Source organism: Cupriavidus sp. 8B, from assembly GCF_054589115.1.
The window spans coordinates 1-23,144 of sequence record NZ_BAAILO010000038.1 but is presented as its reverse complement, the minus strand read 5'-3'; the positions used below and the strand labels follow the sequence as shown (position 1 = coordinate 23,144).

The following is a 23,144-nucleotide window of genomic DNA, read 5'->3' as shown; positions in this document are numbered from 1 at the left end:
CCGCATGGCGGAAGAGGGGTTGGGGGAGAGGGCGGGCGCTCGTCAAGAGCGACCGGCCGCACTCACCCGCTAGCGCTAGCCATTCAACGGACTTCCTTCAAATACTGTTCGCTGAACCCCTTCTGCGCATCCGCCATCTGTCCAAAATCCACCGGCTTGGCCCGCGCGTAATCCGCTGCCGGCAGGAACCGGGCTTGCACTTCCTTGGGCACGGCGGCGCTGCGCACGGGGCGCAGGTACGCATTGGCCCACAGGGCTTGGCCCGCATCGGACAGCACGAAATCCAGCACCTTCTTGCCATCCGCATCGTGCGGCGCCTTGTTCACCAGGCTCATCACGTACGGCACCACCACCGTGCCTTCCTTGGGAATCACGAAGGCGACGTTGGACTTGTCCTTGTAGCGGGCGCGGTAGGCGTTGAAGTCGTAGTCCAGCAGGATCGGGATCTCGCCGGAGAGCACGCGGGCATAGGCGGTTTGCTTGGGGACGATGGGCTGGTTCTTCTGCAGGTCGCGGAAGTACTTGAAGGCCGGGCCGAAGTTGTCCATCGAGCCGCCCATTGCCTGGTTGACGGCAACCGCGCCGACATAGCCGACGAAGGCGCTGGCCGGGTCCAGGTAGCCGATGAGGCCCTTGTATTCGGGCTTGAGCAGGTCGGCCCACGATTGCGGCACGGGCTTGCCGCGCAGGGCGTCGACGTTGACCATGAAGCCAAGCGTGCCGGAGTGGATGGCGAACCAGTTGCCTTGCGGGTCCTTGAGGCCGTCTGGGATGTCGTTCCAGTGGGCCGGCTTGTAGGGGGCGGTGACGCCGTCCTTCTTGGCCTGGATGCCGAAGGTCACGCCGTAGTACACCACGTCCGCTACCGGGCTGCCCTTTTCGGCGACCAGCTGCGCGAGCGACTGGCCGGAGTTCTTGTTGTCATGCGGCACCGTGACACCGGTCTTTTCCTTGATGGCGCGGATCTGCGAGGCCCAGTCGGCCCATTCGGGCGGGCAGTTGTAGCAGATCGCGGTTTGCGCTGCCGCGCCCTGGCTGAATGCGCAGACGGCGGCGGCGCCGAGCGCGCTGGCGATCCGGCGCAGCGGTTTGTGCCAGGAACGGGTTGCTTGCATGGTGGACTCCTTGGGTTGCATACGTGGGCTGGGGCAGGGGGAAAGCGGTTGGCGAAGGGTCATGCCGGGGTCATGCCGGTGCGGCTACAGTGCCGCCCAGGCGCAGGCCATGGGGCAGCAAGGTAATGCGTCCAGGTTTGGCGCCGCGCGTCGCGTCGATCGCGTCGGTCGCGTCGGCGGCGGCATGGCGGAAGCGCTTGAGCAACTGCGCGACGGCGCGCTCGCCAATTTCGGTATTGGGCTGCATCACTGTTGCCAGTGCCGGCTCCACCAGCGCGCCCAGCGCGATGCCGTCGTATCCCAGCACGGAGATGTCGCGCGGCACGCGCAGGCCGAGCCGCTTCAGGTCGGAGATCACGCCGATCGCCAGCAGGTCGTTGGTGCAGAAAAATGCGGTGGGCGCATCCGGCCCGGCGGCCAGCGCGCGGATCTGGTCGGCGTTGCTGGCGGTGTGGGAGGGCAGGCAAAGCGGCGGCGCGGCTTGCAGGCCGTGCGCGTGCATGGCGTCGCGGTAGCCCTCGAAGCGCTGGCGCGCGCGGTCGGAGGCGATGAAGGCGCCGGAGACCACGCGGATGCGGCGATGCCCGGCCGCGATCAGCGCTTGCACGCCTTCGCGGGCGCTGCCGCGATTGTCCACCGAGACCGAGTGGCGCTGGCCGCGCGCGGCGGCCTGGTTGTAGGCCAGCACATAGGGCACGCCTTCGGCATCGAGCTGGTCGAGCACGGCGCTGCGCGCGGCGTCGGCCACCGTGAGCACCATGCCGTCGACCCGGTGGCGCAGCAGGTATTCGATGCGCTCGCGTTCGCGCGCGGGGTCGTAGGCGCTGGTCACCAGCATCAGCGAGTAGCCGGCGGCCAGCGCGGCGTCCTCGATGCCGCGCCAGCATTCGGCGAACACTGCGTTTTCCAGGGTGGGCAGCATCACGCCGATCATCCGGCTTTGCTGCGCGCGCAGCTTGCTGCCGAGCAGGTTGGGGCGGAAGCTCAGTTGCCGTGCGGCGTCCAGCACACGCTGCGCGGTGCCTTCGCGCACCAGCGCCGGGCTGTTGAACGCGCGCGACGCGGTGGCTAGCGATACGCCCGCTGCCTGCGCCACGTCCACCAGCGTGGCAGTGCCGACGGCGTCTGGGGCGGTGCTGCTGGAGCGGTCCTGGGTGCGCTTCACGTAAGAGCTTCCGGTCTTGGTTTCGGGATCACATTGCGCGCATGGCGAACCAGGCACGCAATGGCGGTCAAAATGAAAACGTTTTCATTCAAGCCGCAAAAAAATCGGGTAGCAAGCCTTTTTACTGCTGCGGTGCGTTATCACAATCGCGCTGCGGCAAGGCGAAACCCGGTACAGGGCGAATTCTGGGGATGCTGCATGACAGCACGATGACAGGCGCCGACGAGGGCGCGAAGGGCCAGGCGGCAAGATCACGGTGGCGCGGCTCACAATAGGGTTGAAACTCCGGCGCAATCTAATTAACATGTTAAGTACAGGCGGCGCCAACGGGCGATCCGTCCTCGACGATCCGCCAGCCGGGCAGCGCAAGCGCCTGGCAAGCGCGGACGCAACCAGAGAGGAGCACGATGCGACAAGCCAGAATCGCCGCCGGCGGCCGGCCAGTGCGGGCAGTGCCGGTGGACGGTGCCACCTTGCTGCCGCTGGACGGCGGGCGCGCCCTGCGCGAGGGCGAATTCATGTGGCAGCCCGCCATCACCGGCACGGTGTACGGCACGCTGCTGAACTTCAAGGGCGCGCTTGCGGCCCTTGGCGACAGCGTCAATGCGGCCCCTTACCAGGCGCCGCCGGCGGGCCCTATCCTCTACATCAAGCCGGCCAATACGCTGGCCGCCCATGGCAGCCTTGTCGAGCTGCCACCGGGCCAGGAGACCCTGGAGATCGGCGCCGCGCTGGGCATCGTGATCGGCCGGCGCGCAACCCGCATCGACCCGGCGCAGGCCGCGGACTATATCGCCGGGTACACGGTGGTGTCGGATGTGAGCGTGCCGCATGCCAGCTATTACCGCCCGGCGGTGCGCCACAAGTGCCGCGACGGCTATTGCCCGATCGGCCCGTGGGTGATGGCCCGCGAGCAGGTAGCCAACGCCGACGCGCTCGCCATGGTGGTGCGCATCAACGGCGAAGAGCGCCAGCGCAACCACACGGGCAACCTGCTGCGCCCGGTGGCGCAGTTGCTGGCCGATGTCACCGCCTTCATGTCGCTCGAAGCCGGCGACGTGCTGCTGGCGGGCGTGCCCGAAGGCGCGCCGCTGGCGCGTGCCGGCGACACGGTGGAGATCGAGATCGAACACGTAGGACGCTTGCGGCACGGCATCAAGGCAGCGCCCGGGGAGGCAGCATGAGAACCGCACGCGTAGCCTTCGATGGCCTGGTCCACACCGCGCAGCCCGCTGGCGAAGGCGCATTGCGCCTGGACGATGGCCGCATGGTCAGCGAAGACGCCGTGACGTGGCTGCCGCCAGTGGCGCCGCGCACCACCTTTGCGCTCGGCCTGAACTATGCCGACCATGCGCGCGAACTGGCCTTCAAGGCGCCGGAAGAACCGCTGGTCTTCCTCAAGGGGCCGGGCGCGTTCATCGGCCACCGGGCCCACACCATCCGGCCCGAGGGCGTGAAGTACATGCACTACGAGTGCGAGCTGGCGGTGGTGATCGGCAGCACGGCGCGCGGCATCAAGGCAGCGCAGGCCTACGACCATGTGCGCGGCTACACGGTCGCCAACGATTACGCCATCCGCGACTACCTGGAAAACTACTATCGCCCCAACCTGCGGGTGAAGAACCGCGATACCTGCACGCCGCTGGGGCCGTGGCTGGTGGACCGCGACGACGTGCCGGATCCGATGAACCTCGCGCTGACCACCACCGTCAACGGCAAGCTGACTCAGCAAGGCAGCACCCGCGACATGATCTTCGGCATCCCGTGGCTGATCGAATACCTCAGCAGCTTCATGACGCTGGAAGCGGGCGATGTGATCCTCACCGGCACGCCGGAAGGGCTGGCCGATACACAGCCGGGCGATGAGATCGTCACTGAGATCGAAGGGGTGGGGCGGCTGGTCAACACCATTGCCTCGGCTACCGAATACGGCAGCGTGCGCTGAAGCGCCACGCGCCAACAAGGAGGAAGACATGATCAAGCATTGGATCGACGGCAAGCAGGTTGACAGCAAGGACACATTCACCACCTGGAACCCGGCCACCGGCGAGGAGATCGCCACGGTGGCAGCGGGCGGCGAGGCGGAAGTCAACGCCGCCGTGGCAGCCGCCAAGGCCGCCTTTCCCAAATGGGCCAATACGCCGGCCAAGGAGCGCGCCCGCATCATGCGCCGCCTGGCCGACCTGATCACCGAGCACGTGCCGCATCTTGCCGCGCTGGAAACGCAGGACACCGGCCTGCCGATCGCGCAGACCGGCAAGCAGCTGATCCCGCGCGCCGCCGAGAACTTCAATTTCTTCGCCGAGGTGTGCGTGCAGATGAACGGCCGCACTTACCCGGTCGATGACCAGATGCTCAACTACACGCTCTACCAGCCGGTGGGCGTGTGCGCGCTGATCTCGCCGTGGAACGTGCCCTTCATGACCGCCACCTGGAAGGTCGCGCCGTGCCTGGCGCTGGGCAACACCGCGGTGCTGAAGATGTCAGAGCTGTCGCCGCTCACCGCCGACCAGCTCGGCATGCTGGCGCTGGAAGCCGGGGTGCCGGCCGGCGTGCTCAACGTGGTGCAGGGCTACGGCGCCAGCGCGGGCGATGCGCTGGTGCGCCACCCGGACGTGCGCGCGGTTTCGTTCACCGGTGGCACCGCCACCGGCAAGCGCATCATCGAACGCGCCGGCCTGAAGAAGTTCTCGATGGAACTGGGCGGCAAGTCCCCGGTGCTGGTGTTTGACGACGCCGACCTGGAGCGGGCGCTGGACGCCGCGCTGTTCACCATCTTCTCGATCAACGGCGAGCGCTGCACCGCCGGCTCGCGGATCTTCGTGCAGGACACGGTCTACGACGAATTCGTCGGCAAGTTTGCCGAACGCGCCAGGAAGCTGCGCGTGGGCGACCCGACCAGCGAGCAGACCCACGTGGGCGCCATGATCACCCAGCAGCACTGGGAGAAGGTGACTGGCTATATCCGCCTGGGCGAGCAGGAAGGCGCCACCATCCTGGCCGGCGGCGCCGAGCGCCCGGCCGACCTGCCGGCGCACCTGCGCAACGGCAACTTCGTGCAGCCCACGGTGCTCGCCAATGTGGAGAACCACATGCGCGTGGCGCAGGAAGAAATCTTTGGCCCGGTGGCCTGCCTGATCCCCTTCAAGGGCGAGGACGATGGCCTGGCCATGGCCAACGACACCGCCTACGGCCTGGCCTCGTACATCTGGACGCAGGACGTTGGCAAGGTGCACCGGCTGGCGCGCGGCATTGAGGCCGGCATGGTGTTCGTCAACAGCCAGAACGTGCGCGACCTGCGCCAGCCGTTTGGCGGCACCAAGGCATCCGGCACCGGGCGCGAGGGCGGGGAGTTCAGCTTCGAGGTGTTTGCGGAGGTGAAGAACGTGTGCATCTCGATGGGCGGGCATCATATTCCGCGCTGGGGCGTTTGAGAACGATCGCCTTTGCCAGCGCCCGAAGTGAGCGGCTTCGACCCGGCACTGGCGCCATGACAAGACAGGAGACACCGCAATGGGCAGACTATCACTCGCGGCAAAGATCACGCACGTGCCGTCGATGTACCTATCGGAATTGCCCGGCAAGCACTACGGCTGCCGCGAGGCGGCAATCGCCGGCCACCGCGAGATCGGCCGGCGCTGCCGCGAGCTTGGGGTGGACACCATCGTGGTGGCCGATGTGCACTGGCTGGTCAATGCCGGCTATCACGTCAACTGCAATGGGCATTTCGAGGGCATCTACACCAGCAACGAGCTGCCGCACTTCATCAAGGACATGGCCTACGCCTATGACGGCAACCCCGAACTGGGCCGCCTGATCGCCAGCACCGCCACCGAGCAAGGCGTGATGACCCGCGCCCACGAGATCGCCAGCCTGGAGCTGGAATACGGCACCCTGGTGCCGATGCGCTACATGAACGCCGACCGCCATTTCAAGGTGGTATCGATCGCGGCCTGGTGCGCCTGGCACCAGCTTGACGAAAGCCGCCGCTTTGGCGAGGCGCTGCGCGCGTCCATCGAGGCCAGCGATGCCAATGTGGCGTTTCTCGCCAGCGGCTCGCTGTCGCACCGCTTCAACGACAACAACAGCCCCGAGGAGAGCATCCACCAGATCAGCCGCGAGTTCTTCAAGCAGGTGGACTTGCGCGTCGTGGAACTCTGGAAGCAAGGCGACTGGGCCACCTTCTGCCGCATGCTGCCGGAGTACAACGAGCACTGCATCGGCGAGGGCGGCATGCACGACACCGCCATGCTGCTCGGCTTGCTGGGCTGGGACAAGTACGACCGGCCGGTGGAGATCGTCACCGACTACTTCACCAGCTCTGGCACCGGCCAGATCAATGCGATCTTCCCGGTGCGCTGACGGATCACGATTCACGCCTTATTGGAGAGGCCGCCAATGCCCCACATCATCGTCGAGTACACCGACAATATCCGCGCCGACGCGCGCGTGCCGGCCCTGCTCAAGACCATCAACGACGTGCTGATCGCCCAGGACGGCGTGTTTCCCATCGGTGGCATCCGCTCGCGCGCGCTGGCGCTGACCGACTACCGCATGGCCGACGGCGAGGAAGACTACGCCTTCGTCCACATCACGCTGAAGATCGGCGCCGGGCGCCCCGAGGCGGCCAAGAAGGCGGCCTGCGATGCGCTGTTCGAGGCTGTCAAGGCGCACTTTGCCGAGCTGTATGCGCGGCGCTACCTGGCGCTGTCGATGGAGCTGGTCGAGTTCAACGAGGGCGGCAGCTACAAGCACAACAACGTGCACGCCCGCTTCAAGAAGGCCTGACCGGTTCCACCGTCGGCCGGCCCCCAACTCTCAACGCTCAACGTTCAACGCATCCCACGGAGACCCCATGCTCAGCCCAGAGCTGATCCGCCAGATCGCCCATCGCCTGCACGACGCCGAGCAATCGCGCAAGCAGATCCGGCAAATCTCGCTGGACCATCCCGACATCACGATTGAAGATGCCTACGCCATCCAGCGCGAATGGCTGGCCCACAAGCTGGCTGAAGGCCGCACCATCAAGGGCCACAAGATCGGCCTGACCTCGCGCGCCATGCAGTTGTCCTCGCAGATCGACGAGCCGGACTACGGCACCTTGCTCGACGACATGTTCTTACAGGACGGCGCGACGATCCCCCCGGGCCGCTTTATCGTGCCGCGCGTGGAAGTGGAGCTGGCCTTCGTGCTGGACAAGCCGCTCAAGGGGCCGAACTGCACGCTGTTCGACGTGTATGACGCCACGGCCTACGTGATTCCCGCGCTGGAGATCATCGATGCGCGCAGCCATGGGATCGATCCCGACAGCAAGCGCCCGCGCAAGGTGTTCGACACCATCGCCGACAACGCCGCCAATGCCGGCGTGGTGATGGGCGGGCGCCCGGTGCGGCCGTTCGATGTGGACCTGCGCTGGGTCTCGGCCATCATGTCGCGCAACGGCGTGATCGAGGAGACCGGCGTGGCCGCCGGCGTGCTCAACCATCCCGCCAACGGCGTGGCATGGCTGGCCAACAAGCTGCATCCGTTTGGCGTGGGCCTGGAAGCCGGCGAGGTGATCCTCGGCGGCTCCTTCACCCGGCCGGTTGCGGCCAGCCCGGGTGATACATTCCATGTAGACTACGGCGCGCTGGGCGCCGTGGCATGCCACTTCGCCTGACGCCAACGTCCCGATACCGCCATCATGGAAATCCCCCTCAATACCTTCAAGCGCGCGCTCGCCGCGAACGAGCAGCAGATTGGCCTGTGGCTCGGCCTGGCCAGTCCCTACACCGCCGAAGTGCTGGCCGACGCCGGCTTCGACTGGCTGCTGATCGACGGCGAGCACGCACCCAACACCGTGCCGTCCATCCTGGCGCAGTTGCAGGCGCTGGCCGCCTATCCGGTGCGGCCGGTGGTGCGTGCCTCGTGGAACGACACCGTGCAGATCAAGCAGCTGCTCGACCTGGGCGTGCAGACCTTGCTGGTGCCGATGGTGCAAAGTGCCGCCGAGGCCGCCGCCGCGGTCGCCGCCACGCGTTACCCGCCGCAAGGCGTGCGTGGCGTGGGCAGCGCGATGGCCCGAGCCTCGCGCTGGAACCGTGTCGACGGCTACCTGGCCCAAGCCAACCGCGAGATGTGCGTGCTGGTGCAGGTGGAAACGCGCGCGGGGCTCGCGCACCTCGACGCGATCGCCGCCACCGAAGGCGTGGATGGCGTGTTTATCGGCCCGGCGGATCTTGCCGCCGACATGGGCCATCTCGGCAACCCGGGCCACCCGGACGTGCAAAGCGCCATCGCCGACGCCATCGCGCGCATTCGCCAGGCCGGCAAGGGCGCGGGCATTCTCAGCGCCGATGTGGCGCAGTCGCGGCAGTACATGGCGCTGGGCACCACGTTCACCGCGGTTGGCGTGGATGCCACGATGCTGGCTCGCGCGGCAGAGAGCCTCGCCGCGCAGTTCAAGGGGCAGGGCGGCGCGGTGGGCGGCGGGGACAAGACGTATTAGCCGCGCACCAGGAGCGCTGGACGAAGCCGCCGAACGGGCCAAGGCCATGCGCTACGACGACGGCTGTCTCTCCCTCTCCCCTCAGGGGGAGAGGGCCGGGGAGAGGGGTGGCTTAGCTAGGAGCCACTGGAAGCAAAGCCAATGGTTTTGTCCAGCACGAAGGCATGACGAGCGCTCGCCCTCTCCCCCGACCCCTCATCCGCTGCGCGGGAGAGGGGAGCAAACCGGCGGCATCCGTCGAAGCCGAAGAGTGCGCCAACGCCGCTTGAAATGACGACGGCAGTTACTCCCTCTCCCCTCAGAGCAAACCAAAGCAAGACATCAAGTAGTTGGCAGGTCCCAAAAAATACAAAAGGAGACACAACGTGCAAGCATCAGCCTGCCCGCGACGCGCGAGCTCGCTTCTCACCATGCGCCATGCATTCCGCCTCGTGCTGGCAATCACGGTAGCGCTGAGCGTTGCCACCCAGGCCCACGCCGCCGACCCCGCCGCACGCTGGGTGGTGCCCTACACCGCCGGCGGCGGCAGCGACCTGGCCACGCGCATCGTCGCGCAGAAGATCGCGCCGGCCATGCACCAGAACTTCGTGGTGGACAACAAGCCGGGCGGCGCCACCATCCTCGCGGCGCAGGACGTGGCCAAGGCGCGCGCCGACGGCGCCACGCTGCTGACAGCCGGGCAGGGCACGCTGGTACTTAACCCAGCGCTGTATCGCAAGCTGCCCTATGACGCTGCCAAGGATTTCACGCTGGTGACCTCGCTGGTGAAGCTGCCCGTGGTGCTGGTAGCCAACCCGGCCTTGCCGATGAAGACCTTGCCTGAGTTCATCGCGTGGCTGAAAGCGGGGCAGGGCAAGGCTACCTATGCCTCTGTCGGCACCGGCAGCCCGCACCACCTGAGCGCCGAGCTGCTGCTCGACCGCGTGCAGGCTAGCGCCGTCCACGCCCCGTACAAGGGCACGCCGCCCGCGCTGCAGGATGTGGCGGGCGGACAGGTCGACTTCATGATGGCCGATCTCTCGGCCGCGGTGCCGTTGATCCGCGCCGGCCGCCTGCGCGCCATTGCGCTGCCCGCGGAGCAGCGCTCGGCGGTGCTGCCGGATGTGCCGACCTTTGCCGAGGCTGGGCTGCCCGGGTTCACGGCGTTTGCGTGGCAGGGCGTGGTGGTGCCGGCCGGCACGCCGCCGGCCTCTGTCGACAAGCTCAACGCGGCCATTGCAGCGGCGCTGAAGGACCCGGCGGTGGTCAGGCAGATGCAAGAGCTTGGACTTGAGCCCATGGGCGACAGCCGGGCGGGCTTTGCCGAGTTCGTAACCCGTGAGCGCGCCAAATGGGGCGCCTTGATCCGCGCGCACAAGATCGAGCTGGATTGAGTTGACTTCGACCGCGCGCGCAAGGATGCCACCTAAGACGCGCTGCGCGCCGTCGGCGGCGAGACCATCGCTGCCTGCACGCGGTTCGCAATGTCCTGCAGCGGGCCGACGAAGCGCTTGACCGCCTCTTCCTCGCTCAAGGCGCGCGCGAGATACACCACATTGAGGCTGCCGCGCACGCGGTCCGCGTGCCGGATCGGCACGGCGACCGCGCCGATCTTGCGCTGCTCCAGCCAGTCGCCGCGATTCGACCCAAAGCCATCCGCGCGCACGCGCTCGACCAGCTTGCGGACATAGGCGGCGTTGTTGGCCAGCGCCGCCTGCTCATCGCCGCCGCCGCCTGAGCGCAGCAGGTTGAGCATGTCCTCCCGTTCCCCGTCGCCGCAAAACGCAAAATAGGCCCGTCCGGCGGCTGTCGACAGCATCGGCAGGCGCCGCCCCACCATCGCGCGGTGAAAGGACAGCGGGCTGAAGCGGTGCGTGGTCTCGCGAATGATCATGGCGTCGCCGTCGGGCGTCGTCAGGTCCGACGGCCACAGCACGCGCTGCAGCAGCTCGCCCATCAGCGGCGCGGCGATGGTGGAAATCCACTCATCGTCATTGAAGCCTTCGCTCAAGGCCCTGACCTGCAGCGTCAGGCGATAGCTGTCGTCCGACTCGCTGCGCCGCACGAAACCTTCCGCGATCAGCGTCTCCAGCAGGCGCCTGACCGTGGTGCGGTGCAGCCCGGTCAACTCGCTCAGTTGCAGGGCGGTGCCGCGCCCGCTTTCCATCCGGTTCAGCGCCTTGAGCACGTCCAGCCCGCGGGTAAGGCCGCGCACGCTGGCGTAGGGCGAGGTTCGGCTGGCGGGCATAAAAAGTCCTTTTAAATCAACGTTGTGCACTCCTTGCACATTCTGTTCGTTTTTTTGTCGCGGCGCAATCGGGTCTCTACACTGCGCAGTACTACTTAAACGCGCACTGACGAAGGAGACTCCATGTCGAACGCCGCCACCAGCCTCAAGCCCGCCCAGTCCAGCCAGCCCAGCCTGCAGTTCCAGAGCATCTGGGCAGAGCTGCGCGGCGTGTCCTTCAGCCAGGGCTGGCTGGATGCCAAGGGCATCCGCACCCGTTACCTGCACGCTGGCAGCAATGACAAGCCGGCCCTGATCCTGCTGCACGGCGTCGGCGGCCACGCCGAGGCCTACGTGCGCAACCTGCAGTCGCATGCCGAGCATTTCGACGTGTGGGCCATCGACATGATCGGCCACGGCTGGACCGACAAGCCGGCCGGCGGCCGGGAGATCCCGGACTATGTGGACCACGTGATCCGCGTGATGGATACCCTTGGCATCGCGCGCGCCTCGTTCAGCGGGGAATCGCTGGGCGGCTGGGTGGCCTCGCGCCTCGCCATTGACCATCCCGAGCGGGTGGAGCGGCTGGTACTGAACACGGCCGGCGGCTCGCAGGCCGACCCGGTGGTGATGGAACGCCTCAAGACGCTGTCCATGCGCGCCGTGGAAGAGCCGGGCTGGGACTTCATCAAGGCGCGCGTGGAATGGCTGATGGCCGACAAGAGCAAGGCCTTCGACGACCTGATCGCCACCCGCCAGGCGATCTACGCGCAGCCCGGCATGGTCGACGCCCAGCGCGACAACATGGTGCTGCAGGACATGGAAACGCGCCAGCGCAACATCCTTCGCGCCGAGCACTACGGCCGCATCCAGGCGCCCACGCTGGTGCTGTGGACCTCCGATGACCCGACCGCGGATGTCTCGGAAGGCCGCCGCATCGCCACCATGATCCCCGGCGCGCTGTTCACGGTGATGGACGGCTGCGGGCACTGGCCGCAGTTCGAGGATGCCGCCACCTTCAACCGTATCCACCTGAACTTCCTGCTCGGCAACGCCGTGCCCGAAGCGACCACGGTGTAAGCCGGGCGAATCCGGCAGTTACGGCAAATACAGCCAATACGGCACAAGCAGGAGAGAGGAGACATGAACAACGCCATCGAGATGGTGGGCGCAGACGCTCGTCCGCAAGATCTGAACACCGACGTCGCCATCATCGGCGCCGGCCCCGTCGGGCTGATGATCGCCAATATCCTTGGCCTGCAGGGCGTGCGCGTCGTGCTGGTCGAGAAGCTGGACCAGATCATCGACTACCCCCGCGCCATCGGCCTGGATGACGAGGCCCTGCGGGTGTTCCAGTCGGTCGGCCTGGCCGATGCACTGCTGCCGCATACCACGCCGCACCACTGGATGCGCTTTGTCACGCACACCGGCCGCTGCTTTGCGTCGATCGAGCCGCGCACCGACGAGTTCGGCTGGTCCCGCCGCAATGCCTTTATCCAGCCGCTGGCGGACCGGATCCTGTACGAGGGGCTGCAGCGGTTTCCCCATGTGCAGGTGCTGTTCGGCCACGGCGTGTCGGGCTTCACGCAGGACGAACACGGCGTGACGATCCGCGCGGAGGACGCGCTCGGGCGCGTCACTTCGATCCGCGCCGGCTACCTGGCCGGCTGCGATGGCGGCAACAGCGTCGTGCGGCGCACGCTGGACGTGCCTTTCGAAGGCCGCACCAAGCCCAACCAGTGGATCGTGGTGGACGTGCGCAACGACCCGATCGGCACGCCGCATATCTACATGCATTGCGACCCGACGCGCCCCTATGTGTCGGCCGCGCTGCCCCACGGGATCCGCCGCTTCGAGTTCATGGTCATGCCCGGCGAGACGGAGCAAGCGCTGTCCCGGCCGGAGAACCTCGCCGCGCTGATCCGCAAGGTGGTGGCCGATCCGGACAAGGTCGACTACATCCGCAAGCGCGTCTATACGCACAACGCGCGGCTGGCGCGGACGTTCCGCGTCAAGCGCGTGCTGCTGGCGGGCGACGCCGCGCACATCATGCCGGTCTGGCAGGGGCAGGGCTACAACAGCGGCATCCGCGACGCGAGCAACCTGGGCTGGAAGCTAGCGATGGTCGTCAAGGGCGTGGCGCAGGACTGCCTGCTGGATACCTACGGCATGGAGCGCCGCGCCCATGCGCGTTCGATGATTCACCTGTCCGAGGTGGCGGGCGACATCTTCGCGCCGGCCAGCCGCTTCGGGGCATCGCTGCGCGACGGGCTGACCCGTGTGCTGAACGTGTTTCCCTCGGTCAAGCAGTATTTCGTGGAGATGCGCTTCAAGCCCATGCCACGCTACGAATCGGGCGTGGTGCTGCTGCCCGAGCGCCAGGGTGACGATCCGTTCCTCGCGCGCCTGCTGGAACGCTGCGGCAACTCGCCGCTGGGACGCATGCTGGGCCTGATGAGCGAGAAGCGGGATTCGCTGGTTGGCCGGCTCGTCCACGGCCGCGACCCCGCCGGCGGCTCGCCGGTTGGGCGCATGTTCATCCAGCCGATGGTGCGGACCGAGGAAGGCGATACCGCGCGCCTGGACGACGTCATCGGCAATCGCTTCGCCATCATCGCGTGGGGTGCGGACCCAACCTTCGGCCTGACGCCGCAAGCGCGCGCCGTCTGGGAAAAGCTCGGCGCCTGCTTCGTCATGGCCAAGCCCGATACGCAGCTTGCCTATCGCGACGACGTGCCGGAAGGGGTGATCGCCATCGGCGATGCCGCCGGGCGTCTCAAGGAATGGTTCGGCAAACTGCCGGACTCCGTGGTGCTGCTGCGCCCCGACCGCTTTATCGCCGGCATGTGCTCGCCGCAGCAGGTGTCCGACGCCATCCACGCGCTGGCCGGCAAGCTCGCCCTGGCCGATGTGTCGGGGTCAGCCTGCGCTGCGCCGGGCGCCCTGCCGGCGCAGCCAGGGACGGCGCCGGTAGGCGACCGCGCCATCGCCTTTGCACGGGGAGCCTGACATGCCGATGCATCTCGAATGCCTGTCCCACACGCCGCTGCACGGCTACCACGACCCGGCTCCGGAGATCGTGGCCGAAGTGGAGCGCGTGCAGGCCGCGGCGCGCGCTCGCGTGCAAGCCTTTGCGCCGGAGCTGGTGGTGGTCTTTGCTCCGGATCATTTCAATGGCTTCTTTTACGACGTGATGCCGCAGTTCTGCATCGGGGTTGCGGCCAGCGCCATTGGCGACTTCAAGAGCCTGGCGGGGCCGCTCGACGTGCCGCGCGACACCGCCCTGGCCATGGCCCAGGCCGTGCTGGACCGCGACGTGGATGTGGCTGTGTCGTACCGCATGCAGGTGGATCACGGCTGCGCGCAGGCGCTGGAAGTGTTGCTGGGCGGGCTGGACGTTTGCCCGGTCATCCCCGTCTTCATCAACTCGGTGGCGCCGCCCATGGCGACGTGCCGGCGTGCGCGGCTGCTTGGCGACGCCATCGGCAGCTTCCTGCAGGGCCTCGGCAAGCGCGTGCTGCTGGTGGGCTCGGGCGGCATCTCGCACGAGCCGCCCGTGCCGGAAATCGCTTCGGCCAACGCGGAGGTCGCCGAGCGCTTGATCGCCGGGCGCAACCCGCCGCCGGAATCGCGTGCCGCCCGCCAGGCGCGTACCGTGGCGGCCGCGCAGGCCTTCACCGCCGGCGATAGCCCCCTGCATCCGCTCAACCCGGCATGGGACCGCGCCTTCCTGGAACGGCTGGCCTGCGGCAACCTCGCAGCGGTGGATGCCATGCGCAATGGCGACATCACGCGCGACGCCGGCAAGTCGGCGCACGAGATCCGTACCTGGATCGCCGCGTTTGGCGCGCTAGCTGCTGCCGGGCCCTACGTGGCATCGATCGAGTACTACCGGCCTATCGATGAATGGATCGCGGGCTTCGGCGTGATGCAGGCACAGCCCGTCGCCGCGCGCGTATAACGCAACAAGGACCCAACCATGTCAAACCAGGAAATGACCCTTGCGCTCGCCAGACGGTTGCGCGAGGCAGAGCAGGCTCGCACGCCGATCGAGCCGCTGCGGGGCGAGATCCCGCCCGGCGATGCGGCGATGGCCTATGCCATCCAGCGTGCCAATGTCGATGCGTGGCGCGCCCAGGGCCGGCGCGTGGTTGGCCGCAAGATCGGCCTGACCTCTCCTGCGGTGCAGCGCCAGCTTGGCGTGGACCAGCCGGACTTTGGCACCCTGTTCGCCGACATGGTCTTTGGCGACGACGAGCCGATTCCCGTCGCACGCACCCTGCAGCCGAAGGCCGAAGCCGAGGTCGCGCTGGTGCTCGGCCGCGATGTCACGGCCGAGGACGCCACGCTGGTCGACCTCATCAATGCCGTCGCTTACGTGCTGCCCGCGATTGAAGTGGTCGGCAGCCGCATCCGCAACTGGGATATCTCGTACGTGGATACCGTGGCCGACAACGCCTCCAGCGCTCTGGTGGTGCTGGGCGCGGTGCCCGTGCCGCTGGCCGGCCTGGACCTGAAGACCGTGAAGATGGAGATGCTGCGCGACGACGAGCGCGTCTCCACGGGTTCGGGCGCGGATTGCCTTGGGCATCCGCTCAACGCGGCAGTCTGGCTGGCGCGCAAGCTGGCCTCGCTGGGCGACCCGCTGCGTGCCGGCGACCTGATCCTGACCGGTGCGCTGGGTCCGATGGTGGCCGCGCAGCCCGGGCAGTGCTTCGAGGCCCGCATCAGCGGCATCGGCAGTGTGCGGGCACGGTTCGCACCGGACTGAGGCACGGCGCATCAAGCTTTTGCACCGCATTAGAAATACACAAGGAGACAACATGCAAACCACCCAATCCATCCTCGCAGGCGCACTGCTCGTGACCGCCGGCGTGCTTGGCGGCGCCCCCGTCCATGCCGACACCTTCCCCAGCCACCCGCTGACCATCGTGGTGCCGTTCCCCGCGGGCGGCGTGACCGACATGATTGCGCGCCAGATGGCGCAGCAGATGCAGGCCGGCCTTGGCAAGCCGGTGGTGGTCGAGAACCGGCCTGGCGGTGGCGGCCAGATCGCGGCGCAATCGGTCAAGCGCGCCGACGCGGATGGCTACACGATGTTCGTGGCCGCCACGGAGATGTTCGCGATCAATCCCGGCCTGTACCGCAATTTCTCATACGACCCGTTGAAGGACTTCAAGCCGGTGACGGCGCTGGCGGCGTCGCCGCTGGTGCTGGTGGTGCCGCAGGGCAGCCCGGTCAATTCCGTCAAGGACCTGGTGGCGCTGTCCAAGAGCAAGCCGAACGGCGTGAACTATGCCTCGCAGGGGATCGGCTCGATCGGCCACCTGCTGGGCGGCCTGTTTGCCGACAAGGCCGGCGGGCACATGACGCATGTGGCCTACAAGGGCTCGGCCCCGGCTTTGCAGGATGTCATGGCAGGGCAGGTCGACATGATGTTCGACCCGGTGATCACCACCTCGCCGCTGATCAAGGGCGGCAAGGTCAAGCCGCTGGCCATCGCCGCGCCGCGCCGCTCGCCATCGCTGCCGGATGTGCGCACGCTTGCGGAGCTGGGCATCGGTGGGCTGGATGCCGGCGTCTGGTTCGGCATGGTGGTCAAGGCCGGCACGCCCGATGCCATCGTCGCGCGCCTCAACGAGGCGGCCGTCCAGGCCTTGAAGGCGCCCGAGGTAACCAAGCGCTTTGCCGACCAGGGCCTCGAAGCGTTGCCCATGACGCCACAGCAGTTCGGCGCCTTCCTCAACAGTGAAAGCACGCGCTGGGCCCCGCTGGTCAAGGCCAGCGGCGCCAGCGTGGAATGACGCAAGAGATCGAACAGGAGAGATCCATGACCCGCAAACTGAAAGCCGCCATCATCGGTTCCGGCAATATCGGCACCGACCTGATGATCAAGATCCTGCGCCACGGCGCGCATATCGAGATGGGCGCGATGGTCGGCATCGACCCGGCATCGGACGGCCTGGCGCGCGCCGCGCGCCTCGGCGTGGCGACCACCCACGAAGGCGTGGAAGGGCTCACGCGCCTGCCCGTGTTTGACGATATCGACGTTGTGTTCGATGCCACCAGCGCCGGCGCGCACGTGAAGAACGATGCGTTCCTGCGCGGCCTGCGCCCGTCGCTGCGCATGATCGACCTGACGCCGGCGGCCATCGGCCCCTACTGCATCCCAGTGGTCAACGGCGACGCACACCTGGACGCGCATAACGTCAACATGGTCACCTGCGGCGGGCAGGCCACCATCCCCATGGTGGCGGCCGTATCGCGGGTGGCGCCGGTGCTGTATGCCGAGATCGTTGCCAGCATCTCCAGCAAGAGCGCGGGCCCCGGCACGCGCGCCAACATCGACGAATTCACCGAGACCACTTCCAAGGCGATCGAAGCGATCGGCGGGGCCAGGAAGGGCAAGGCCATCATCGTGCTCAACCCGGCCGAGCCGCCGCTGATCATGCGCGACACGGTGTATTGCCTGAGTGAGACGGCGGACGAAGACGCCATCGCCGCGTCGATCGAGGCCATGGCCGCCGAGGTGCAGCAGTATGTGCCCGGCTATCGCCTCAAGCAGAAGGTGCAGTTCGACCGCATCCTGGCGGATGCGCCGCTGGTGGTGCCGGGCGTGGGCCGGGTCAGCGGGCTCAAGACCTCGGTGTTCCTGGAGGTGGAAGGCGCGGCGCACTACCTGCCGGCTTACGCCGGCAATCTTGACATCATGACCAGCGCCGCGCTCACCATCGCCGAGCGGATGGCGAGCGCCATGCTTGCCCAACGCGCCGCCGCCTGACTCACCTGCAGATAAGGAGTGCCTGCCATGCAAGGCCAAAAGAAGATCTACATTTCCGATGTGACGCTGCGCGACGGCAGCCACGCCATCCGCCACCAGTACAGCGTCGAGCAGGCCCGGCAAATCGCCAAGGCGCTGGATGACGCCAAGGTCGATTCGATCGAGGTGGCCCACGGCGATGGGCTGCAAGGATCCAGCTTCAACTACGGCTTCGGCGCCCACACCGATCTGGAATGGATCGAGGCGGCAGCCAGCGTGGTGAAGCACGCAAAGATCGCCACGCTGTTGCTGCCCGGGATTGGCACCGTCCATGACCTGAAGGGCGCCTATGACGCCGGTGCGCGCATCGTGCGCGTAGCCACGCATTGCACCGAGGCGGACGTCTCGCGGCAGCATATCGAGTACGCGCGCCACCTGGGCATGGAAGCCGTCGGCTTCCTGATGATGAGCCACATGACCACGCCGCAGAACCTCGCCGCGCAAGCGAAGTTGATGGAGAGCTACGGTGCCACCTGTTGCTACGTGGTGGACTCGGGCGGGGCGCTGACCATGAACGATGTCCGCGACCGCTTCCGTGCCTTCAAGGAGGTACTGAAGCCGGAAACGCAGACCGGCATGCACGCGCACCACAACCTGAGCCTCGGCGTGGCCAACTCCATCGTGGCGGTGGAAGAGGGCTGCGACCGCGTGGACGCCAGCCTGGCAGGCATGGGCGCCGGCGCCGGCAATGCGCCGCTGGAAGTCTTTATCGCGGCGGCAGAGCGCATGGGATGGGACCACGGCTGCGACCTGTACAAGCTGATGGACGCCGCCGATGACATCGTGCGCCCGCTGCAGGACCGTCCCGTGCGGGTGGACCGCGAAACGCTGGCGCTGGGCTATGCCGGTGTGTACTCCAGCTTCCTGCGCCACAGCGAGGCCGCGGCGGGCAAGTACGGCCTGAAGACCGTCGACGTGCTGGTGGAACTGGGCCGGCGGCGCATGGTGGGCGGCCAGGAAGACATGATCGTCGACGTGGCGCTGGATCTACTGAAGGCGCGCTAACGATAGACTTAGCATTTAAGTAGAAAACACAACGCCGCCTCCACGCTTTCGAGAAGAGGCGGCGCTTTGCGGCGACTGTGAACGTCGCCGCGAGCAAAGAGCTCAAGTCTTTAAGGCTGTTGCAGCGCCATGCGGTTAGCGCTGGCCTTGTTGGCCACCCTTCTGGCCTTGCTGGTTTTGCTGCCCGGCCTGATCGGTCTTCTGACCTTGCTGGCCTTGCTTGTCTTGGCCGCGGTCCTGCTGCTGTTGCTGGCCGCCCTTCTGGTCCTGGCCACCTTGCTGCCCGCCTTGTTGGCCGCCTTGCTGGTGTTGTTTGTTTTGGTCTTGCTGGCCTTGGCCGGGTTGCTGTTGCTGTCCCATCTCTATCTCCATGGCGCGGCGGTAGTGCCGCGATTGGGAAAGGTGCAAGGCGCGTGCCACGGCGTGTGCGCTGGCGCCACATGGGCGCGGCTTGCTCGCCTTCTTGCTCGCCTGATACCCAGGGAACGCCTGTCTGGCAAGGGATGGCGCGGGCGTGTGCCGTCTTGATGCCCGCCGATGGCTGCGTCGGGCAACCACCGCAAGTTTGCGGGCCTGCACTTGTCCAGGCTCGAAAGCAGGGTGGTGCGCAGCCCTTTTTACAACTTCCGCAATTTTTTACAAGCCCGGGGCGGCGCCGCTATGCGGGGGGGACGTGCGCGATCCTGCGTTTTTGCGGCATTCCCATGCCATGGCGAGCCGGAACGCTACTTGCAGTGACGTATGCATGAACCCGCACACGAGCAGTGGCAGTGCGCGGGCGCCACCGACAGCACAGGCAGAAGATCAGCGGGGCGGCGCCAAGGGCCGGCCTCTTATGCCGCCAGGTGCAAGCGCGGCGCGGGACCCGAAGAGGTTCCGCGTTCGTCGTTGCCTTCGAGCAGGCGCAGCGCGGCAGGGCCCAGCGCGTTCGCGCAAGCGGAGGTCAAGGCAGCTGCGCGGCCCAGTCCCACTTGCGCGGCCAGCCATTCGGTGCGCACGCCGCTGCCGCTTGCAAGCAGGTACACCGCGCGTGCGACGCGCTGCTCGCGCAGCAGCGCGCCTAGCGCCTCGCCCTCGGCGAACAGACGTGCGCGTACCAGCCGCGGGGTGACTTCCCACCGTTGCGCCACCAGTGCCGCGTTCCACGGTAGCCCCGGCAGGCAGAAGATCTCGCCGGCAAGCGCGCGTGACCAGTGTTTTTCCGAATGGCAGGGACAGCCCGGCAGGGTGGCCAGGGTCATGCGCGGGCATGCGTCGTCCGGCACTTCCTGCAGCGTGATGGCCGTGCTTTGGCCAGGCGCCGGCAGCAGGTCGCAATCGAAATACGCAAACGCCGGCACCACGAACGGGTTGCCAGGCGTCACCTCCCGGCGCGCATTCGCATCGCGCAGGCGCGCGGCGCCATGCAGCGCGTCGACGCGCACGGCAAAGGGAAAACGCAGGTGAGTGAGGCGCAGATCGGTGCTGCTGACGAGTGCCATGCGAATTTCAGGTGACGCGGGCTGGCATGCAACAGGTGCTGCGCCAGGGAGAGACCGCATTGTACGGCTTCGCGCGGCCAGTGGCTTTCGCGATGACGAAGGAAGGTTTCAACGCTGGCGGTGGCTGCGCCGCTGCCTACAGCTCCGACAGGCCAAAGTGACGCAAACGCTCAAGATCGGTCACTCGGATGCTCTGGTACGACAGGTCGACCATGCCCTCGGCCGCCAGACGCCGCAGCGCCTGGTTGACCCGCTGGCGCGAAAGCCCCGTCAGCAGGCCGATTTCCTCCTGCGACAGCTCCAGCACCGCGCTGGTCCGGGGATACAGCGCCGGGTGGAAGAGCTGGGCAACCGCCTGCGCCACGCGGGCATCGACGCTCAAGAGGCGCTCGTTCTGCACGGTGGCGATGAACTGCCCCATGCGCTCGTTCAACTGGCGTACCACAAAGCTGGCAAACGGCAGGCTTTCGTTGAGCAAGGTATGGAACACGGTGTCGGGCACCAGCGCCACGCGGGAATCGCGGATGGCGACGACGTCGTATCTCCGGGCTTCGCGCTTGATGACGCTGCCTTCTCCGCACCAGCCGCCCGCCGGCACCCCGGAAAAGGTGCAGCCGCGCCCGTCCGGTGTATAGACCGCGAGCTTGATCAGGCCGGTCTCCACCCCGATCCAGTAGCGCGACGGCTCGCCGCGATGCGCGACGAAGGCACCGGCGGCAAAATCCTGCACCACCACCTGCCGCGCTGCCAGCGCCTGGTGGCCAGGCGCGAGCGCGGCGAACCATTCATGCCGGGACAGCAGGGCGGCATGGCCGGTGCAGGGCGGGGGAGTCGTGATATCTGCGGGGGGGAGGGTTGGCGATCTGGGTGTGGCTGCGGGCAGGCTGGGCATGATTTCGGCGTGGCCCGGCACGGGCATTGTCATCCGGACGACAGAGCTTTGTCCTGTGCGATGATAGCCTTGCACAGCGAAAAGTAACAGCGACCGGCGGTGCGAGGCGCATCCTGAGGGCAGGACTCGCACAGCCGGCGCATGCGGAGACTACGGCAATGCCAAGCGATTTCGACACCGGCCTGGGCAAGAACCCGGCCAATCACGTTCCCCTGACCCCCATCGATTTCCTGGCGCGCGCCGCCGACGTGTATGGCGACCGCCTGGCCATCGTGCACGGGCCGGTGCGCCAGAACTGGCGCGACACCTATGCGCGCGCGCGGCGCCTGGCCAGCGGGCTGGGGCGCCTGGGGGTGGGCAAGGGCGACACCGTTGCCGCCTTGCTGCCTAACACGCCTGCCATGGTGGAGGCGCACTTCGGGGTGCCGATGGCGGGCGCGGTGCTCAACGCGCTGAATATCCGCCTCGATGCCTCCAACCTGATCTTCATGCTGCGCCATGGCGAAGCGCGGGTGCTGCTGGCCGATACCGAGTTTGCCGACCTGGCGCGGCAGATCGCCAACGAGATCCCCGGGCTGAAGGTGGTGGCGGTGGTGGATGCGCTGGGCCCGCAGGACGCCCCGGCCTTCGGCGAGACCGACTACGAGCGCCTGCTGGCCTCGGGCGACCCCGAATTCGCCTGGCAGATGCCCGCCGACGAGTGGGATGCGATTGCGCTCAACTACACCTCGGGCACCACCGGCGACCCCAAGGGCGTGGTCTATCACCATCGTGGCGCGGCCATCAACGCCATCTCCAACATCCTGGAGTGGGACCTGCCCAAGCACGCGGTGTACTTGTGGACGCTGCCGATGTTCCACTGCAACGGCTGGTGCTTCCCGTGGACCATCGCGGCGCGCGCCGGCGTCAACGTTTGCCTGCGCAAGTTCGAGCCCAAGCTGGTGTTCGACCTGATGCGCGAGGAGGGCGTGACGCACTTTTGCGCCGCGCCAATCGTGCACACGGCGCTGGTCAACGCCCAGCCGGCCTGGCGCGAGGGCTTGCGCGGCCCGGTGCGCGGCATGGTGGCGGGCGCGCCGCCGCCGGCCGCGGTGCTGGCGCAGATGGAGGCCATGGGCTTCGAGCTGACCCACGTTTATGGCCTGACCGAGACCTACGGCCCGGCCGCGGTCTGCGCCGAGCAGGCCGACTGGGCCGGCCTGTCGCAAGAAGACCGCGCCACCAAGAAGGCACGGCAGGGCGTGCGCTATCACCTGCAGACGGAGGTGGCGGTGCTGGACCCGGTCACCATGCTGCCGGTGGCCTCGGACGGCGAGGAAATCGGCGAGATCATGTTCCGCGGCAACATCTGCATGAAGGGCTACCTCAAGAACGAGAAGGCCACGCGCGAGGCGTTTGCCGGCGGCTGGTTCCATACCGGCGACCTGGGCGTCTGCACGCCGGACGGCTACGTCAAGATCAAGGACCGCAGCAAGGACATCATCATCTCCGGCGGCGAGAACATCTCCAGCGTGGAGGTGGAGGACGCGATCTACCGCCATCCCGCCGTGCTCGCGGTGGCGGTGGTGGCCCAGCCGGATGCGAAATGGGGCGAGACGCCGTGCGCCTTTGTCGAGTTGAAGGATGGCGCGAGTGCTACGGCCGAGGAGTTGATTGCCCATTGCCGTAGCTTGCTGGCGGGCTTCAAGGTGCCCAAGGCGGTCTACTTCGGGCCGCTGCCGAAAACCTCGACGGGCAAGATCCAGAAGTTCGAGCTGCGCAAGAAGGTCAAGTCGGATGCGGCTATCGACGTGTAAGGGCCACGTGCCTTGGCCGAAGCCGACGAGTGCGCCAACGCCGTTTGAAGTGACGACGGCTGTTACTCCCTCTCCCCTCACGGCTTAGGTGTGCCCACATTTTTTGAACAACTAGCTGTTCTCCCTACACCCATCTCCACCGGACAGCTATTCATCCTGCTGGAATATCCGATACAT

At 67.1% G+C, this 23,144-nt stretch carries 23 protein-coding genes; 18 read left to right on the top strand and 5 right to left on the bottom strand.

From position 1 onward, the window contains the following. Nucleotides 1-83: 83 nt before the first annotated feature. Nucleotides 84-1,115 carry an ABC transporter substrate-binding protein gene (locus tag ACYP5B_RS03995; protein ID WP_459568627.1) on the bottom strand — a complete coding sequence of 344 codons (1,032 nt, stop codon included), beginning with the start codon at nucleotides 1,113-1,115 and terminating at the stop codon, nucleotides 84-86. A gap of 70 nt (nucleotides 1,116-1,185) precedes the next feature. Continuing rightward, nucleotides 1,186-2,280 carry a substrate-binding domain-containing protein gene (locus tag ACYP5B_RS03990; protein WP_459568626.1) on the bottom strand — a complete coding sequence of 365 codons (1,095 nt, stop codon included), beginning with the start codon at nucleotides 2,278-2,280 and terminating at the stop codon, nucleotides 1,186-1,188. A gap of 41 nt (nucleotides 2,281-2,321) precedes the next feature. Here ACYP5B_RS03990 and ACYP5B_RS03985 point away from each other — a divergent pair, with 41 nt between their 5' ends. The 9 genes from ACYP5B_RS03985 to ACYP5B_RS03945 all read left to right on the top strand — a co-directional run bounded on the left by ACYP5B_RS03985 (nucleotide 2,322) and on the right by ACYP5B_RS03945 (nucleotide 10,140). Beyond that, on the top strand, nucleotides 2,322-2,555 hold the full coding sequence (locus ACYP5B_RS03985; protein ID WP_400097179.1) for a hypothetical protein: 234 nt from the start codon (nucleotides 2,322-2,324) through the stop codon (nucleotides 2,553-2,555). Nucleotides 2,556-2,798: 243 nt separating this feature from the next. Further along, nucleotides 2,799-3,464 carry a fumarylacetoacetate hydrolase family protein gene (locus ACYP5B_RS03980; RefSeq protein ID WP_459568644.1) on the top strand — a complete coding sequence of 222 codons (666 nt, stop codon included), beginning with the start codon at nucleotides 2,799-2,801 and terminating at the stop codon, nucleotides 3,462-3,464. Further along, nucleotides 3,461-4,225 (top strand): fumarylacetoacetate hydrolase family protein, encoded by a 765-nt coding sequence (locus ACYP5B_RS03975; RefSeq protein ID WP_459568625.1) that lies wholly within the window; start codon nucleotides 3,461-3,463, stop codon nucleotides 4,223-4,225. The genes ACYP5B_RS03980 and ACYP5B_RS03975 overlap by 4 nt, the downstream gene beginning before the upstream one ends. 28 nt (nucleotides 4,226-4,253) lie before the next feature. Next, nucleotides 4,254-5,714, top strand: a complete 1,461-nt coding sequence (hpaE, locus tag ACYP5B_RS03970) for a 5-carboxymethyl-2-hydroxymuconate semialdehyde dehydrogenase (protein WP_459568624.1) — start codon at nucleotides 4,254-4,256, stop codon at nucleotides 5,712-5,714. Nucleotides 5,715-5,793: 79 nt separating this feature from the next. After that, on the top strand, nucleotides 5,794-6,642 hold the full coding sequence (hpaD, locus tag ACYP5B_RS03965) for a 3,4-dihydroxyphenylacetate 2,3-dioxygenase (protein ID WP_400097177.1): 849 nt from the start codon (nucleotides 5,794-5,796) through the stop codon (nucleotides 6,640-6,642). A 36-nt stretch (nucleotides 6,643-6,678) separates the two neighbouring features. Next, entirely contained in the window at nucleotides 6,679-7,068 is a 390-nt protein-coding gene (locus ACYP5B_RS03960; RefSeq protein ID WP_318236722.1) for a 5-carboxymethyl-2-hydroxymuconate Delta-isomerase, read from the top strand. Between the two features lie 67 nt (nucleotides 7,069-7,135). Continuing rightward, entirely contained in the window at nucleotides 7,136-7,939 is an 804-nt protein-coding gene (gene hpaH, locus ACYP5B_RS03955) for a 2-oxo-hept-4-ene-1,7-dioate hydratase (RefSeq protein WP_459568623.1), read from the top strand. A 24-nt stretch (nucleotides 7,940-7,963) separates the two neighbouring features. Then, nucleotides 7,964-8,767, top strand: a complete 804-nt coding sequence (hpaI, locus tag ACYP5B_RS03950; protein ID WP_318236720.1) for a 4-hydroxy-2-oxoheptanedioate aldolase — start codon at nucleotides 7,964-7,966, stop codon at nucleotides 8,765-8,767. 365 nt (nucleotides 8,768-9,132) lie between these two features. Next, nucleotides 9,133-10,140, top strand: a complete 1,008-nt coding sequence (locus ACYP5B_RS03945; protein WP_459568622.1) for a Bug family tripartite tricarboxylate transporter substrate binding protein — start codon at nucleotides 9,133-9,135, stop codon at nucleotides 10,138-10,140. A gap of 32 nt (nucleotides 10,141-10,172) precedes the next feature. Here the strand turns inward: ACYP5B_RS03945 and ACYP5B_RS03940 are convergent, their stop codons facing one another. Then, nucleotides 10,173-10,994 carry a DNA-binding transcriptional regulator gene (locus tag ACYP5B_RS03940; protein WP_459568621.1) on the bottom strand — a complete coding sequence of 274 codons (822 nt, stop codon included), beginning with the start codon at nucleotides 10,992-10,994 and terminating at the stop codon, nucleotides 10,173-10,175. 123 nt (nucleotides 10,995-11,117) lie between these two features. Here ACYP5B_RS03940 and ACYP5B_RS03935 point away from each other — a divergent pair, with 123 nt between their 5' ends. The 8 genes from ACYP5B_RS03935 (at nucleotide 11,118) to ACYP5B_RS03900 (ending at nucleotide 19,326) form a co-directional block, all read left to right on the top strand. Beyond that, nucleotides 11,118-12,053, top strand: coding sequence for an alpha/beta fold hydrolase (locus ACYP5B_RS03935; RefSeq protein ID WP_459568620.1), 936 nt, complete (start codon nucleotides 11,118-11,120; stop codon nucleotides 12,051-12,053). Nucleotides 12,054-12,116: 63 nt separating this feature from the next. Then, nucleotides 12,117-13,982, top strand: a complete 1,866-nt coding sequence (locus ACYP5B_RS03930) for a bifunctional 3-(3-hydroxy-phenyl)propionate/3-hydroxycinnamic acid hydroxylase (RefSeq protein ID WP_459568619.1) — start codon at nucleotides 12,117-12,119, stop codon at nucleotides 13,980-13,982. Between the two features lies 1 nt (nucleotide 13,983). After that, nucleotides 13,984-14,934: a 3-carboxyethylcatechol 2,3-dioxygenase gene (locus tag ACYP5B_RS03925; RefSeq protein ID WP_459568618.1), complete on the top strand. Its 951-nt coding sequence runs from the start codon at nucleotides 13,984-13,986 to the stop codon at nucleotides 14,932-14,934. Nucleotides 14,935-14,952: 18 nt separating this feature from the next. After that, nucleotides 14,953-15,744, top strand: a complete 792-nt coding sequence (gene mhpD / locus ACYP5B_RS03920) for a 2-keto-4-pentenoate hydratase (RefSeq protein WP_400100618.1) — start codon at nucleotides 14,953-14,955, stop codon at nucleotides 15,742-15,744. Nucleotides 15,745-15,796: 52 nt separating this feature from the next. Next, entirely contained in the window at nucleotides 15,797-16,777 is a 981-nt protein-coding gene (locus ACYP5B_RS03915; protein ID WP_318236952.1) for a Bug family tripartite tricarboxylate transporter substrate binding protein, read from the top strand. Nucleotides 16,778-16,803: 26 nt separating this feature from the next. Next, nucleotides 16,804-17,754, top strand: a complete 951-nt coding sequence (locus tag ACYP5B_RS03910; RefSeq protein WP_459568617.1) for an acetaldehyde dehydrogenase (acetylating) — start codon at nucleotides 16,804-16,806, stop codon at nucleotides 17,752-17,754. 27 nt (nucleotides 17,755-17,781) lie between these two features. Continuing rightward, nucleotides 17,782-18,798: a 4-hydroxy-2-oxovalerate aldolase gene (gene dmpG / locus ACYP5B_RS03905; RefSeq protein ID WP_318236950.1), complete on the top strand. Its 1,017-nt coding sequence runs from the start codon at nucleotides 17,782-17,784 to the stop codon at nucleotides 18,796-18,798. A 177-nt stretch (nucleotides 18,799-18,975) separates the two neighbouring features. Beyond that, nucleotides 18,976-19,326: a hypothetical protein gene (locus tag ACYP5B_RS03900; protein WP_459568616.1), complete on the top strand. Its 351-nt coding sequence runs from the start codon at nucleotides 18,976-18,978 to the stop codon at nucleotides 19,324-19,326. Between the two features lie 305 nt (nucleotides 19,327-19,631). On the opposite strand, the gene ACYP5B_RS03895 is transcribed toward ACYP5B_RS03900, so the two are convergent. Both ACYP5B_RS03895 and ACYP5B_RS03890 read right to left on the bottom strand, forming a co-directional pair. Then, a complete protein-coding gene (locus tag ACYP5B_RS03895; protein ID WP_459568615.1) occupies nucleotides 19,632-20,279 on the bottom strand; it encodes an AraC family transcriptional regulator in 648 nt (215 codons plus the stop codon). 136 nt (nucleotides 20,280-20,415) lie between these two features. After that, nucleotides 20,416-21,171, bottom strand: coding sequence for a Crp/Fnr family transcriptional regulator (locus ACYP5B_RS03890; protein ID WP_459568614.1), 756 nt, complete (start codon nucleotides 21,169-21,171; stop codon nucleotides 20,416-20,418). A 158-nt stretch (nucleotides 21,172-21,329) separates the two neighbouring features. On the opposite strand from ACYP5B_RS03890, the gene ACYP5B_RS03885 reads away from it, so the two are divergent. Continuing rightward, a complete protein-coding gene (locus ACYP5B_RS03885; protein WP_459568613.1) occupies nucleotides 21,330-22,967 on the top strand; it encodes an acyl-CoA synthetase in 1,638 nt (545 codons plus the stop codon). Nucleotides 22,968-23,144: the final 177 nt, after the last annotated feature.

What these genes read in the sequence shown, in the direction of transcription:
- dmpG (WP_318236950.1), top strand. Translation starts at nt 17,782, where the DNA reads ATGCAAGGCCAAAAGAAGATCTACATTTCCGATGTGACGCTGCGCGAC.
- ACYP5B_RS03980 (WP_459568644.1), top strand. Translation starts at nt 2,799, where the DNA reads ATGTGGCAGCCCGCCATCACCGGCACGGTGTACGGCACGCTGCTGAAC.
- ACYP5B_RS03935 (WP_459568620.1), top strand. Translation starts at nt 11,118, where the DNA reads ATGTCGAACGCCGCCACCAGCCTCAAGCCCGCCCAGTCCAGCCAGCCC.
- ACYP5B_RS03925 (WP_459568618.1), top strand. Translation starts at nt 13,984, where the DNA reads ATGCCGATGCATCTCGAATGCCTGTCCCACACGCCGCTGCACGGCTAC.
- ACYP5B_RS03975 (WP_459568625.1), top strand. Translation starts at nt 3,461, where the DNA reads ATGAGAACCGCACGCGTAGCCTTCGATGGCCTGGTCCACACCGCGCAG.
- ACYP5B_RS03985 (WP_400097179.1), top strand. Translation starts at nt 2,322, where the DNA reads ATGGCGAACCAGGCACGCAATGGCGGTCAAAATGAAAACGTTTTCATT.
- hpaD (WP_400097177.1), top strand. Translation starts at nt 5,794, where the DNA reads ATGGGCAGACTATCACTCGCGGCAAAGATCACGCACGTGCCGTCGATG.
- hpaE (WP_459568624.1), top strand. Translation starts at nt 4,254, where the DNA reads ATGATCAAGCATTGGATCGACGGCAAGCAGGTTGACAGCAAGGACACA.
- ACYP5B_RS03895 (WP_459568615.1), bottom strand. Translation starts at nt 20,279, where the DNA reads ATGGCACTCGTCAGCAGCACCGATCTGCGCCTCACTCACCTGCGTTTT.
- mhpD (WP_400100618.1), top strand. Translation starts at nt 14,953, where the DNA reads ATGTCAAACCAGGAAATGACCCTTGCGCTCGCCAGACGGTTGCGCGAG.
- hpaI (WP_318236720.1), top strand. Translation starts at nt 7,964, where the DNA reads ATGGAAATCCCCCTCAATACCTTCAAGCGCGCGCTCGCCGCGAACGAG.
- ACYP5B_RS03890 (WP_459568614.1), bottom strand. Translation starts at nt 21,171, where the DNA reads ATGCCCAGCCTGCCCGCAGCCACACCCAGATCGCCAACCCTCCCCCCC.
- ACYP5B_RS03960 (WP_318236722.1), top strand. Translation starts at nt 6,679, where the DNA reads ATGCCCCACATCATCGTCGAGTACACCGACAATATCCGCGCCGACGCG.
- hpaH (WP_459568623.1), top strand. Translation starts at nt 7,136, where the DNA reads ATGCTCAGCCCAGAGCTGATCCGCCAGATCGCCCATCGCCTGCACGAC.
- ACYP5B_RS03910 (WP_459568617.1), top strand. Translation starts at nt 16,804, where the DNA reads ATGACCCGCAAACTGAAAGCCGCCATCATCGGTTCCGGCAATATCGGC.
- ACYP5B_RS03940 (WP_459568621.1), bottom strand. Translation starts at nt 10,994, where the DNA reads ATGCCCGCCAGCCGAACCTCGCCCTACGCCAGCGTGCGCGGCCTTACC.
- ACYP5B_RS03995 (WP_459568627.1), bottom strand. Translation starts at nt 1,115, where the DNA reads ATGCAAGCAACCCGTTCCTGGCACAAACCGCTGCGCCGGATCGCCAGC.
- ACYP5B_RS03930 (WP_459568619.1), top strand. Translation starts at nt 12,117, where the DNA reads ATGAACAACGCCATCGAGATGGTGGGCGCAGACGCTCGTCCGCAAGAT.
- ACYP5B_RS03915 (WP_318236952.1), top strand. Translation starts at nt 15,797, where the DNA reads ATGCAAACCACCCAATCCATCCTCGCAGGCGCACTGCTCGTGACCGCC.
- ACYP5B_RS03885 (WP_459568613.1), top strand. Translation starts at nt 21,330, where the DNA reads ATGCCAAGCGATTTCGACACCGGCCTGGGCAAGAACCCGGCCAATCAC.